11 protein-coding genes are annotated in these 13,283 nt (G+C 60.9%); all 11 read left to right on the forward strand.

What is annotated here, in order from left to right; translation table 11 throughout:
• The first annotated feature begins 153 nt into the window (after window positions 1–153).
• The 11 genes from ACFC20_RS05955 (at window position 154) to ACFC20_RS06005 (ending at window position 13,183) form a co-directional block, all read left to right on the forward strand.
• Window positions 154–1,707 carry an NAD(P)H-hydrate dehydratase gene (locus ACFC20_RS05955; protein ID WP_375192193.1) on the forward strand — a complete coding sequence of 518 codons (1,554 nt, stop codon included), beginning with the start codon at window positions 154–156 and terminating at the stop codon, window positions 1,705–1,707.
• Window positions 1,708–1,717: 10 nt separating this feature from the next.
• Window positions 1,718–2,215 carry a tRNA (adenosine(37)-N6)-threonylcarbamoyltransferase complex ATPase subunit type 1 TsaE gene (gene tsaE / locus ACFC20_RS05960; RefSeq protein ID WP_375192194.1) on the forward strand — a complete coding sequence of 166 codons (498 nt, stop codon included), beginning with the start codon at window positions 1,718–1,720 and terminating at the stop codon, window positions 2,213–2,215.
• A 106-nt stretch (window positions 2,216–2,321) separates the two neighbouring features.
• Window positions 2,322–3,605: an N-acetylmuramoyl-L-alanine amidase gene (locus ACFC20_RS05965; protein WP_375192201.1), complete on the forward strand. Its 1,284-nt coding sequence runs from the start codon at window positions 2,322–2,324 to the stop codon at window positions 3,603–3,605.
• Between the two features lie 20 nt (window positions 3,606–3,625).
• The gene (mutL, locus tag ACFC20_RS05970) at window positions 3,626–5,536 is read left to right on the forward strand and encodes a DNA mismatch repair endonuclease MutL (RefSeq protein WP_375192195.1); all 1,911 of its coding nucleotides are present in this window, start codon (window positions 3,626–3,628) and stop codon (window positions 5,534–5,536) included.
• A gap of 28 nt (window positions 5,537–5,564) precedes the next feature.
• Window positions 5,565–6,569 carry a tRNA (adenosine(37)-N6)-dimethylallyltransferase MiaA gene (miaA, locus tag ACFC20_RS05975; RefSeq protein WP_375192202.1) on the forward strand — a complete coding sequence of 335 codons (1,005 nt, stop codon included), beginning with the start codon at window positions 5,565–5,567 and terminating at the stop codon, window positions 6,567–6,569.
• Between the two features lie 33 nt (window positions 6,570–6,602).
• Window positions 6,603–6,854 carry an RNA chaperone Hfq gene (gene hfq / locus ACFC20_RS05980; protein WP_008170056.1) on the forward strand — a complete coding sequence of 84 codons (252 nt, stop codon included), beginning with the start codon at window positions 6,603–6,605 and terminating at the stop codon, window positions 6,852–6,854.
• 118 nt (window positions 6,855–6,972) lie between these two features.
• Complete coding sequence (gene hflX, locus ACFC20_RS05985) at window positions 6,973–8,271, forward strand: ribosome rescue GTPase HflX (RefSeq protein ID WP_375192196.1); 1,299 nt, start codon at window positions 6,973–6,975, stop codon at window positions 8,269–8,271.
• Window positions 8,272–8,354: 83 nt separating this feature from the next.
• Window positions 8,355–9,554: an FtsH protease activity modulator HflK gene (hflK, locus tag ACFC20_RS05990; protein WP_375192197.1), complete on the forward strand. Its 1,200-nt coding sequence runs from the start codon at window positions 8,355–8,357 to the stop codon at window positions 9,552–9,554.
• Between the two features lie 2 nt (window positions 9,555–9,556).
• Window positions 9,557–10,432 carry a protease modulator HflC gene (gene hflC / locus ACFC20_RS05995; RefSeq protein WP_375192198.1) on the forward strand — a complete coding sequence of 292 codons (876 nt, stop codon included), beginning with the start codon at window positions 9,557–9,559 and terminating at the stop codon, window positions 10,430–10,432.
• A 191-nt stretch (window positions 10,433–10,623) separates the two neighbouring features.
• Window positions 10,624–11,805, forward strand: coding sequence for an ATP phosphoribosyltransferase regulatory subunit (locus ACFC20_RS06000; RefSeq protein ID WP_375192199.1), 1,182 nt, complete (start codon window positions 10,624–10,626; stop codon window positions 11,803–11,805).
• A gap of 82 nt (window positions 11,806–11,887) precedes the next feature.
• Entirely contained in the window at window positions 11,888–13,183 is a 1,296-nt protein-coding gene (locus ACFC20_RS06005; RefSeq protein ID WP_375192200.1) for an adenylosuccinate synthase, read from the forward strand.
• Window positions 13,184–13,283 lie beyond the last annotated feature (100 nt).

A 13,283-nucleotide genomic window follows, 5' to 3' on the forward strand; every position in this document is an offset into this window, starting at 1 on the left:
CCGGTAGCAAGGGTGGTTGAGGAGCGGGCGCTCTGACGTTCGGGTACAGATATTTAATTTGATTAAGTTATGACCTTTTCTCCTGTTTTGCTATGCTTTACAGGTATCTGGCCATTTTTCTTAAACCGGTTTCTGTAACGGGAGCAGGGCTGTATGCCGCCGTCTGAGCTTCACAGTTTACCAGACGCACTGTTTTCCGCCGATGGGGTGCGGCAAATTGACCGCTACGTCATCGAGCAGCAGGGCGTAGACGGCTTTGACCTTATGCAGTCAGCAGCCCATGCGGCTTTTCGCAGGCTCGTTCGCCACTGGCGTGACTGCGGCCGGGTTCTCGTGCTGTGTGGTGCGGGCAACAACGGCGGTGACGGTTACCTGGTTGCCGCCAATGCCCGGCGCCATGGCCTGGACGTGTCATGTGTTGCCGTTGCGCCCACGGAAAAACTGTCTGGTGACGCCCGCAAGGCTTGGCAGAAAGCACTGGCCGACGGGGTTGATGTTGTCTCTCTCGGCGAGCTGGATGAATCTGCCCTGGAAACGCTGTTCGTGCAGGCCGGACTGATTGTTGACGCCATGCTGGGTACCGGCGTCTCCGGCGCGCCCCGGGCGCCCTTTGCCGACCTGATCGACCGCTGCAACAACTCGCCGGCGCCAGTGTTGGCGGTGGATCTTCCTTCCGGTTTGAACGCGACCACCGGCGCTGCGGAGGGTCAGGTAATCCGCGCTGCGATGACGGTGACTTTCATTGGTCTGAAAGCCGGGCTGTTTACCGGCGAAGGCGTTGCCGCCGCTGGTGAAGTGGTGTTCGAGGGCCTGGGCACGGAGTCGGCGATACCGGTCAGCGGCCAGACACCGGTTGCCATGCGCCGGGACTGGGTAAGAATTCGCAACTGGCTGCCGCAACGGCCCGTCAATGCCCACAAGGGGCGGTTCGGTCACGTGCTGGTGGTGGCGGGTGATCGGGGATTTGGCGGTGCCGGATTGCTGGCAGCCGAGGCGGCGCTTCGTTCAGGCGCTGGCCTGGTTTCGCTGGCTACCCGCCCCGAGCATGTCTCGGCGGCCTTGTCCCGGTGCCCGTCAGTGATGGTGCATGGACTGATTCACGGTTCTGAGTTGCCGCCGCTGCTGGCCAGCGCTTCGGTGGTGGTGTGCGGCCCGGGTATTGGGCGCAGCGCCTGGGGGCAGCAGATGCTGGAACAGGTAATTGCCAGTGGTAAGAACCGGGTACTGGATGCCGACGCCCTGAACCTGCTGGCGGCCAGAGTGGCCGTGCCGGCAGAGAACCAGATTCTGACGCCACATCCGGGTGAAGCGGCCCGGTTGTTGAACTGCTCGGTGCCTGAAGTGGAATCCGATCGTTTGCGGGCGTGCTCCAGGCTGCACTCACTCTACGGAGGCACGGTGTTGCTGAAGGGGGCTGGAACTGTGGTTGCCTCAGGAAGCGAACCGGTGGATATTGTCAGCGGCAGCAACCCCGGAATGGCCACAGGCGGTATGGGGGATGTGCTTTCAGGCATTGTTGGCGCCCTGTATGGCCAGCTTGGCGACCCGGCACGTGCTGCGGTGCTGGGCGCCGCCGCGCATCTTCGTGCCGCCGATCTGGCATCGGAATCCCGTGGATTCATGGGTCTGATACCGAACGATGTGATTGATACGCTGCCGCGGGTTTACAGCGAATCTGAACCGGGCCGGGAACGGGAAGACGTATGAGAGCGGTCTTATGAGTGCTGCGGGTAACGAATGTCGTGTGTTTCTTGCCAATGAGGCGGAAACCGAGCAGCTTGGCCGTGAGCTCGCACGCCGTGTGGCAACCTCCGGGCGGGGCCTGGTGGTTTACCTGGAAGGTGACCTGGGCATGGGCAAAACCACGCTGAGCCGGGGGGTGATGCGGGGCCTGGGGCATGAGGGGGCGGTCAAGAGCCCGACCTACACCCTGGTGGAGCCCTATGAAGACTTGAGGCCTGTGGCCTATCACTTTGACCTGTATCGTCTGGGTGATCCGGAAGAGCTGGAATACATGGGCATCCGGGATTATTTTGCTGGCGACAACCTGTGTCTGGTGGAGTGGCCAGGCCGCGGCGAAGGGGTGTTGCCCGAGCCGGATCTGGCGTTGCACCTGGAGTTACAGGCAGATGGTCGCAGAGCACTGATCACGGCCCACTCCGAGCGAGGCTTGAACGTACTTGAAGGACTGGAAAAGGTTGGCGCCGGTCGCTGATCGGATTGCAATCTGTGAGGGGCAGGTAGGCTGTATGGCAATCAAAACATCCATTATTTCGCGGACGCTGGTTCTGGTGCTGGTCACGCTGGTTTCTTTGCCTCTCATGGCCCGGACACTGGTGGAAGGGGCCCGGATCTGGCCTGCGCCCGATCACACCCGGCTGGTGCTCGACACCGGTGGTGAGGTGGATCACAACATTTTCTCACTGTCCGGGCCTGCCCGCCTGGTGATTGACCTCAAGAACACCAGCCTGAAAGCCGATTTTTCGGCTCTCGATCTTGAAGGCAGCCCTATCAAGCGGATTCGTAGCGCTCCACGCAATGGCAACGATCTGCGGGTGGTGCTCGATCTGAAGTCTGACATCAAGCCGCGCAGCTTCCAGCTTGAGCCCAACCAGCAGTACGGCCACCGGCTGGTGGTCGACCTCATTGACGAGGGCGGGAGTCGCATTGAGAAGGCGACCGCACCAACGGTCACGCAGGACGCCAGTGGCAAGCGCGATATCATTGTGGTTATCGATGCCGGTCATGGCGGCGAAGATCCGGGTGCCATCGGGCCCCGGGGAACCCGCGAGAAAGACGTGGTGCTGAAGATGGCGAAAACCCTGTCAGATCTGATCAATCAGCAACCGGGTTACACCGCCAAGCTGACCCGCACAGGGGACTATTACATTGGCCTGCGCAACCGAACCATCCTGGCGCGCAAATACAATGCCGACCTGTTCGTGTCGGTACATGCGGATGCCTTCCGTACGCCACAACCCAAGGGGGCGTCCGTGTTTGCGCTGTCTCAGCGGGGGGCCACCAGTGAAACGGCCCGCTGGCTCGCCAACAGTGAGAACCGTTCCGACCTGATTGGTGGCGCTGGCGGCCTGTCCCTCGACGGCCGCGACGACACCCTTGCCGGTGTGCTGCTGGACCTGTCCATGACCGCAAGCATTAATGCCAGCCTGGGCGTTGGCAGCTCCGTGCTGGGCCAGCTCGGCGGAGTGGCTGAACTTCACAAGCCCGGGGTGGAACAGGCCGCTTTCGCGGTGCTCAAGTCCCCGGATATTCCCTCGATCCTGGTCGAGGCGGGTTTTATTTCCAATCCGCAGGAAGAAAGGAACCTGTCCACCGAGTGGTATCGCACCCGGCTGGCGAAGGCAATCATGGGCGGGATCGATAATTACTTCCAGAAAACGCCGCCTCCCGGCACCCTACTGGCCTGGCAGAAGCAGAATGGCCAGAGTGGTGGCGGTGTCAGTCACTACCGGATCCAGCGGGGTGACACCCTCTCCGGCGTGGCCAGGAAAAACCAGACAACCGTCAGCGAGCTGATGCAGTTTAACGACCTTCGGGACGACCGTGTTATGGTAGGGCAAACCATTCGTATCCCCGCGTCCTGATCAAGAGGTTTTTCCGCAACATGCCCTCCATTCGATTGCTGTCACCACGGCTCGCGAACCAGATTGCCGCGGGCGAGGTGGTGGAGCGACCTGCGTCTGTCGTCAAGGAACTGGTTGAGAACGCCCTGGATGCCGGTGCCGGCCGGGTCGATGTCGAGATCGAACAGGGTGGCGTGAAGCTGATCCGGGTCCGTGATGATGGCAGCGGTATCGCCGAAGACGACCTGCCCCTGGCGCTCAGCCGCCATGCCACCAGCAAGATTGCCAGTCTGGATGACCTGGAGGCGGTGGCCTCTCTGGGGTTCAGGGGTGAGGCCCTGGCCAGTATCAGTTCGGTTTCCAGGCTCACGCTCACATCGCGAACAGAAGCCCAGGAAGCCGCGTCGCGGGTGGAAGTGGAAGGTCGGGAAATGGACGCGCGGATATCGCCCGCTGCGCACCCGGTTGGCACCACTGTGGAAGTGCGTGACCTGTTCTTCAATACCCCCGCGCGACGCAAGTTCCTGCGTACCGAGAAAACCGAATTCAATCATGTGGAAGAGTGCTTGCGACGGCAGGCCCTGAGCCGTTTCGATACCGGGTTTACTCTTCGCCATAACCAGCGCGTGTTACAGAGTTTACGGCCTGCGGAATCGCCGCTGGATCGTGAGCGTCGGATCGGAGCCCTGTGTGGCCAGCAATTCATCGACAACGCCGTGGTGATCGACGCCGAGGCAACCGGGCTCAGGCTCTGGGGATGGGTGGCCCTGCCGACCTTTTCGCGCAGCCAGGCGGACCTGCAGTATTTTTTCGTCAATGGCCGCGTGATCCGGGACCGGTTGGTGGCCCACGCCGTGCGCCAGGCTTATCGGGACGTGCTGTACAATAACCGGCACCCGGCGTTTGTGCTTTACCTGGAGGTCGATCCCGCAACGGTCGACGTCAACGTTCACCCCACCAAGCACGAAGTCCGCTTCCGTGATGGCCGTCTGGTGCACGATTTCATCTTCAGGACGCTACACAAGGCGTTGGCGGACGTTCGCCCGGATGACCATCTCCGGGGTGCCGTGGCCCAGTCCTTCGGGCGCGAGGCAGCGGTCGGCTCGCAGCAGGCCATGCCGACAACAGGCGCTTCTGCCGGCGAATCCTGGAACGGACAGCCGGCGGTACCTGACTACAGGGCGTCGGCGGATGCCGGGAACGGGTATGGACGTCAGCAACAACCGCAACAGGAGTGGCGCGCCAGTGACCAGATGGCATTCTACCAGTCGCTGAACGCCGGCGGTGGCAGCGAAGGCCAGCAGGCCATGCCGGTAACCGAGACTCCGGTTGCGCCCATGCCGACGCCGCCCGCAGACAGTGATCAGGAGCCTCCGTTGGGCTACGCGATTGCCCAGCTGCACGGGATTTACATCCTGGCCCAGGGCCGTGCCGGCCTGATTGTGGTGGACATGCACGCGGCCCATGAGCGAATCACCTACGAGCGCATGAAGCGGGCACTGGCCGAACAGGATCTGAAAAGCCAGCCGCTGCTCGTACCCATTTCCCTGGCCGTCAGCCAGAAAGAGGCCGCGCTTACCGAAAGTCACGGTGAGGAACTGCAAAAGCTTGGCCTGCAGATCGAGCGCATCGGGCCGGAAACCCTGGCGGTGCGGCAGGTTCCGGCGTTGTTGCGCGGTGCCGACACCGAGCAGCTGGTAAGGGACGTGCTGGCGGACCTGATCGAACATGGCCAGAGCGACCGGGTTGAAGCCGTCACACACGAGCTACTGGGCACGATGGCGTGCCATGGGTCGGTACGTGCCAACCGGCAGCTCACCATCCCGGAAATGAATTCGTTGCTCCGTGACATGGAGGCAACCGAGCGCAGTGGCCAGTGCAACCACGGCCGGCCAACCTGGACTCTGGTCACCCTGTCCGAACTGGACAAACTGTTCCTGCGGGGTCGTTGAGGTGGCTCTGCCCCCGGCCATTTTCCTGATGGGGCCGACGGCGTCCGGAAAGACCGATCTCGCCGTGGCGCTATGCGAGCGCCTGCCCTGCGACATCATCAGTGTGGATTCGGCCATGATTTACCGGGACATGGATATCGGCACTGCCAAGCCAAGTCCCGAAGAGTTGTCACGAGCCCCGCACCGGCTCATCGACATATGCGATCCGGCCGAGACCTATTCAGCTGCGGATTTTCGCCGGGACGCCCTGGCGGCCATGGCGGAGATTACGGCGGCTGGCCGAATTCCGTTGCTGGTTGGTGGCACCATGATGTACTTCAAGGCACTGCTGCACGGCATGTCGGGTTTGCCGGCCGCCAGTCCGGAGCTGCGCCGGACGCTGGAGCAGGAGGCCGAGACCCGGGGCTGGGAGGCTCTGCACCGCGAGCTCAGCGCCCACGACCCGGTAGCGGCGGAGAGGATTCACCCCAACAATCGCCAACGGCTGTTGCGGGCCCTGGAGGTGTGGCGCCTCACCGGAAAGCCCATCTCCGAATTCTGGCAAGCCGAATCAGGATCAGAGCGGCAGGTAGCAAGTGTGAAGCAGGATCGCGATATTGAGGATTACACCTATTTCACCCGCTGGCAGGCAGACGAAACACCTTCGCTTCCGTATACTGTTGTACAGCTTGCCATCGTGCCCCCAGACCGGCGAGTGCTTCATGAGCGAATTCGCCAACGCTTTATGCAAATGCTCGAGGCGGGTTTTCTCGATGAGGTGCGGGCACTGATGCTCAGGGAAGATCTGCACCCTGAACTCCCTTCCATGCGGTGTGTCGGTTATCGTCAGGCCTGGAGTTACCTGTCCGGGGAGGATGATTATCAGACCTTTGTTGGCAAGGGAGTGGCAGCAACCCGCCAACTGGCCAAGCGGCAGTTGACCTGGTTGCGAAAGTGGTCCGACGTGGACTGGCTGGACAGCAGTGACGAACTTGTCATTGAAGCCGCCTTGAAAAAAATCCGACTTCGCACCACATTTAATCTTGAATTATGACGATCTGCATTTACTAAAAACAGGAGAAAACACATGTCAAAAGGGCATTCGTTACAAGACCCTTACCTCAACGCCTTGCGCAAGGAACGCATTCCGGTTTCTATCTTTCTGGTCAATGGTATCAAGCTTCAGGGCCAGATCGAGTCTTTCGACCAGTTCGTGATTTTGCTGAAAAATACTGTCAGCCAGATGGTCTACAAGCACGCCATTTCCACCGTGGTTCCTGCACGTAATGTTCGCATTCCTCAGCAGGCGCCGGGAGGAGAGGGCGAGTCTGAAGACTGAGTCTCCCGGCTTTCCGGCCTTACCACCCGCGTTCCGGAAGACCCTGCAAAGGGTCGGACGGCCGCGGGTGTTTGTTTTTATACCCTTGTTGATTTGATTGTTCCGGAGTTGATGCCAATTGTTTGAACGTCCAGATGTCGGCGAGCGCGCCATCCTTGTCCACATCGATTTCACCGACCACGATGGGTCGGAAGATCCCGGTGAGTTCCGGGAACTGGTCACTTCCGCGGGAGTGGATCCGGTCGGTACCGTTACCGGCTCCCGCAAGCAGCCAAGCCCCCGTTTTTTTGTGGGCGAAGGCAAGCTGGAGGAAGTCCGGGACGCCGTCGCGGCCCATGAGGCCGATGTGGTGCTCTTCAATCATGCCCTGAGCCCCCGTCAGGAGCGTAATATCGAGCAGGAGCTCAAGTGCCGGGTGCTTGATCGCACCGGCGTCATCCTCGATATCTTTGCCCAGCGCGCCCGAACCCACGAGGGTAAGCTGCAGGTAGAGCTGGCCCAGTTGGAACATATGTCAACGCGCCTGGTCCGGGGCTGGACCCACCTGGAGCGGCAGAAGGGCGGCATCGGGCTCCGGGGCCCGGGTGAAACCCAGCTGGAGACGGACCGTCGCTTGCTGAGAGAGCGCATAAAGTCCATTCACAAGCGCCTGGAAAAGGTTCGCAAGCAGCGTAATCAGGGCCGTCGGGCGCGCCAGCGTGCAGATATTCCAACGGTCTCTCTGGTGGGTTACACCAACGCCGGCAAATCGACGCTGTTCAACCGTATAACCACCTCCTCCGTATATGCTGCAGATCAGCTGTTTGCGACCCTCGATCCTACGCTCCGGCGCCTGGAACTTCCGGATATCGGGCCGGTCGTAATGGCCGATACCGTGGGCTTCATCCGGCATCTGCCCCACAAGCTTGTGGAAGCCTTCCGGGCGACCCTGGAGGAAACCACGCAAGCCACCCTGCTGCTGCACATCATCGACAGTCATGATGAGCGCCGTGATGAGAATATGGAGCAGGTGGAAGAAGTGCTCGCGGAAATCGGCGCCGACGGCATACCGGTACTGCAGGTGTTCAACAAGATCGACCTGCTGGAGAATTTTACACCCCGGGTAGAGCGCAACGAGGATGGTGTTCCGGTGCGGGCCTGGGTTTCGGCGGTCACGGGGGAGGGCCTTGATGGCCTCTACGACGCCATCGTCGAGCGATTGGCCGAGGACGTGGTGCATCACTTTGTGTTGCTTGGGCCGGCGGATGGCAAGTTGCGCGCACTGCTGCACGAAGCCGGCTCGGTGCTCAGCGAAGAGCACCGCGATACCGGCGATTCGGTCCTGGAGGTTCGCCTGCAGAATCGTGACTGGTTGCAGCTGTTAAGCCGGGCCGGTGTGAAGGAAGGCGCCGTTCGGCTTGATACCCGACGTGCTTGAAACCCCGGGAGCTATTGCCGGGGCGGTCATAAATCCCTAGTATTTGCAGCCATTCTATCTATAAGTCAGTAACGGAGAGCACTATGGCCTGGAACGAACCGGGTGGAAACCGTAACGACAATGATCCCTGGGGAACCGGTGGTGGTCGGCGCGGCAATGATCAGGGTCCGCCAGACCTCGACGAAGCACTGAAAAAGGGTCTGGACAAACTCAACAAAATGTTGGGTGGCAAAGGCGGTAAGTCCGGTGGTAGCGGCAGTGGCGGCGGAAGCGCCGGTGGCTTCGGTGCTATCCTGGCTTTGGCTGGCATTCTGGTGGTCGGCTATATCGTGTTCCAGTCCTTTTATACCGTGGACGAACAGGAGCGTGCAGTGGTGCTGCGTTTCGGTGAGTACCACACCACCGAGAACCCGGGTCTGAGGTTCAAGGTGCCGCTTATCGACAGCGTTTCCAAGGTGCGGGTAACCAACGTCCGGACCGCGGAATCCAGCGGCCAGATGCTGACCCAGGATGAAAACCTGGTGACGGTGGATCTGCAGGTTCAGTATCGGGTCAGCAATGCTCGCGATTACGTGCTTAACGTGCGGGATTCCAACCAGGCGCTTGCGTTTGCGACCGACAGTGCGCTCCGTCACGAAGTGGGCAGTGCCTCCCTTGACGCCGTCCTGACGGAAGGCCGGGTTGAGCTGGCGGTCAACGTGGAGCAGCGTCTCCAGAATTTCCTCAAGCAGTATGGTGCGGGCCTTGAGGTGGTGCGGGTGAACGTTGAAAGTACCCAGCCGCCCCAGGCAGTACAGGACGCCTTCCGTGAAGTGCAGCGTGCCCGTGAAGACGAGCAGCGGCTGAAGGAAGAGGCCGAAACCTACCGCAACCGGGTTGTTCCGGAAGCGCGGGGCCAGGCCCAGCGTATGATTGAAGAAGCGGCAGCTTACAAGGCGCAGGTGGTTGAGCGTGCCAAGGGTGAAACTGCCCGGTATCTGGACCTGCTGAAGGTCTATGAAGGCTCGCCGGAGGTTACCCGTAACCGGATGTACCTGCAGGCGATGGAAAACGTGCTTGCCAGCTCCAGCAAGGTTCTGGTGGACACCAAATCCGGCGATAACATGATGTATCTCCCGCTGGATCGCCTTACCCGCTCCGGTGCGAGCGCGGCGGCCGGTCGCAATGAAAGCGCCGGCGATGCAGGCAGCATGACCGGGCAGGTGGACCTCCAGTCCCTGACCGATCAGGTATTGCGGGAGCTTCGCAACCGCCAGTCGACTAACTCCAGAGTAGGGAGATAACCATGGGTCCCAAAAGCATTATCGGTCTCGCTGGCACCCTCATCATTCTGTTGCTGGTCTCCTCGAGCGTCTACATCATCCCGGAAACCCATCGTGGGGTGCTGCTTCGGTTTGGTGAGCTGATCGAGACCAACATTCCGGCAGGGTTGCACTTCAAGGTCCCGGTGATCGACGAAGTGCGCAAGTTTGATGTACGGGTTCTGACCATGGACCTTCCGGCGCGTCAGTACCTGACCGTCGAGAAGAAGCCCCTGGACGTGGATTCGTACATCGCCTGGCAGATTGCCGATGTGGATACCTTCTATCGGGCCACCGGTGGTGATGAGTTCCGTGCCCAGAACCTGCTGCTGTCGCGGGTGGATAACGGCCTGCGGAACGAGTTTGGTGTGCGTACCATGCACGAGGTGGTCTCCGGCCAGCGGGATGAACTCATGGCCAAGCTGAAGGATCTGGTGAACCAGACTTCGGTCAGCGAGTTCGGTATCCGGGTGCTGGACATTCGTGTGAAGGCCATCGAGCTGCCCGAGCAGGTGCGTGATAACGTTTACCGCCGCATGGCGACCGAACGTGAGAAGCTGGCTCAGGAATACCGCTCGCGGGGTCGTGAGTTGGCCGAAGGCATTCGTGCCGATGCTGATCGTCAGAAAACGGTTATTCTAGCCGAGGCCTTCTCCCAGTCTGAGAAGCTGCGCGGTGAAGGTGATGGTCAGGCCGCCCAGATCTATGCGGACGCCTACAGTCAGGATAGCGAGTTCTTCAGCTTCTACCGGAGCCTGGCGGCCTACCAGAACTCGTTCGCCAACAAGGACGATATCATGGTGATCGACTCCGAGGGTGATTTCATGAAGTACCTGCGGGATCCCAAGGGCACGAAATAAACCTCCCCCGCGAGTTCAATTAAACCGGAATACCCTCGTATTCCGGTTTTTTTGTGCCCGCCAACCGTGTAAAATTCTGGCGGTTTTGTGCCGGGTTTTTTGGCCCGGTGACGCTTTAAATCCTGTGTGATCCCTCTTTGTCAGGGCTGGGCCATCAGCGCTGGTGCGGATAAAACGGACAACGGAATCTCATGACAGTATCTGATCGCTGGTTACTGCCAGACGGTGTGGAAGACATTCTGCCGCCGCTGGCCGGACGGATCGAATCCCTGCGCCGGGATGTAATGGATACCTGCCAGCGCTGGGGTTATCAGCTGGTCATCCCGCCGCTTATCGAATACCTCGAATCCCTGTTTACCGGAACCGGCAACGATCTGGAATTGCAGACGTTCAAGCTGACCGACCAGTTGACCGGCCGGATGATGGGTGTGCGGGCAGACATGACACCGCAGGCTGCGCGCATTGACGCCCATACCCTCGGGGAAGAGGGCATCACCCGACTGTGTTATGCCGGCCATGTCCTGCATACCCGCCCCCGCCATATGCTGACCGGGCGCACGCCGATCCAGGCCGGCTGCGAATTGTTCGGCAGTGCCTCCGAAGCCGCCGATATGGAAGTGATCCGGCTGATGCTGGAAAGTCTGCGGGTGGCTGGACTGCCCCGGGTACATCTTGATCTTGCCCACGTCTCGATCTACGAGAGCCTGATTGGCGCGGCGGATTTTGAACGAGATACCGAGGCGGCCATTTTCGACGCCATGGCTCGCAAGTCGGTACCCGAGCTTGACCAGTTGCTGGGTCACTGCAAGCCAGGCTCTGCTGGCGCCCGCCTGCGGGAGCTGGCCCGGGTGAGCGGTGGTCCGGAAGCGCTCAGCGACGCCCGCCGCATTCTCGAGGGTGCCTCAGAGAGTCTGGATGCCGCGCTTGAGCAACTCGCGCGGGTGTCCGACATGCTGGCAAAGGAATATCCGGAGGTCGGTTTCGGCTTCGATTTCTGCGAACTTCGGGGCTACAACTATCACACCGGCCTGGTGTTTGCCGCTTATGTCCCGGGCCACGGCGATGCGGTTGCCAAGGGTGGCCGCTACGATGCCATTGGCAGCGACTTTGGGCGGGCTCGTCCGGCGACCGGTTTCAGCCTGGATATCCGGGCGCTGGTATCCCTGGGCGAGCGTGTCAGCAGCCGGCCCGGCGCCGTCTGGGCACCGGCGGATGACGATCCTGCCCTGGATGGTGTGATTGCCGGCCTGAGAATGACCGAAACCGTTGTCCGTGCGTTGCCAGAGGACAAGAACACCGATCCGGTGCTCAAGGGGTGTGACCGGAAACTGGTGAAACAGGGCGGCCAGTGGGTCGTGCAGAAGCTGGGCTGATCCCTGCGGGGCTTCGGTGAATCCATTTACAGGAAAACTTGCGAAACGCCTGCCCTCAGGGCAGCCGTATTGAGAGAGAATCATGGGTAAAAACGTTGTTGTGCTGGGCACCCAGTGGGGTGATGAAGGCAAGGGTAAGATTGTGGATCTGCTGACCGATAAGGTCGCTGCCGTGGTGCGTTTCCAGGGCGGGCACAATGCCGGTCACACCCTGGTCATTGACGGCAAGAAAACGGCGCTGCACCTGATCCCTTCCGGTATTCTGCGCCAGCATGTGTACTGCCTGATCGGCAATGGCGTGGTGCTGTCGCCGGAAGCCCTGCTCAAGGAAGTGCGCCAGCTGGAAGCCAACGACGTGGCGGTACGGGATCGCCTGCGCATCAGCCTGGCCTGTCCGATCATCCTGCGTACCCACGTTCGCATTGACCAGGCCCGGGAAAAAGCCCGCGGCGTCGACAAGATCGGCACCACCGGTCGTGGTATCGGCCCGGCCTACGAAGACAAGGTGTCCCGCCGCGGTCTGCGCCTGGGTGACCTGTGCAACCCGGCAGATTTCGAAGCCAAGCTGCGCGAGATCATGGCTTACCACAACTTCATTCTGACCGAGTACTACAAGGAAGAGCCGGAGGACATCGACGCGGCCCTGGAAGAGCTCAGGCAGATGGGTGACGAAATCCTGCCCATGGCGGCGGACGTGACCGATATGCTGCACGACTTCCGCAAGCGTGGCGAGAACATCCTGTTCGAGGGCGCCCAGGGCTCCCTGCTGGACATCGACCTGGGTACCTATCCGTACGTGACCTCCTCCAACACCACCGCGGGCGGTACCGCCACCGGCTCCGGTTTTGGTCCGCTGTTCCTGGATTACGTGCTGGGCATCACCAAGGCCTACACCACCCGTGTTGGTTCCGGGCCCTTCCCGACCGAGCTGTTCGACGACATGGGCAAGCACCTGGCGGTCAAGGGTAACGAAGTCGGCACCACCACGGGTCGCGCCCGTCGCTGTGGCTGGTTCGACGCTGTGGCCCTGCGTCACGCCATCCAGATCAACAGCGTGTCCGGCATCTGCCTGACCAAGCTGGACGTGCTCGATGGCCTGGAGACGGTGAAGGTGTGCGTGGGTTACAAGACCCCGAACGGCGAGATCTTCCGTCCGCCCATCGGCTGCGACAGCTATAAAGACATCGAGCCGGTCTATGAAGAGCTGCCGGGCTGGAGCGAAAGCACCGTGGGTCTGACCAGCATCGACCAGCTTCCGGAAAACGCCAAGGCGTACATCCGTTTCCTGGAGGAGCAGATCGAGGCACCGATCGACGTAATCTCTACTGGTCCCGATCGCATCGAGACCATCACGTTGCGGCATCCGTTCGGCGACTGATCACCACGGATTCAGAAGAACCGCCCTGCCGAAAGGCACGGCGGTTTTTTTGTGGTGCGCCAGGCATGGCGCGTAGCGCCTTGACGGGCGCTGTTCCGGT

This window comes from Marinobacter sp. (assembly GCF_041984545.1).
GTDB lineage: Bacteria > Pseudomonadota > Gammaproteobacteria > Pseudomonadales > Oleiphilaceae > Marinobacter.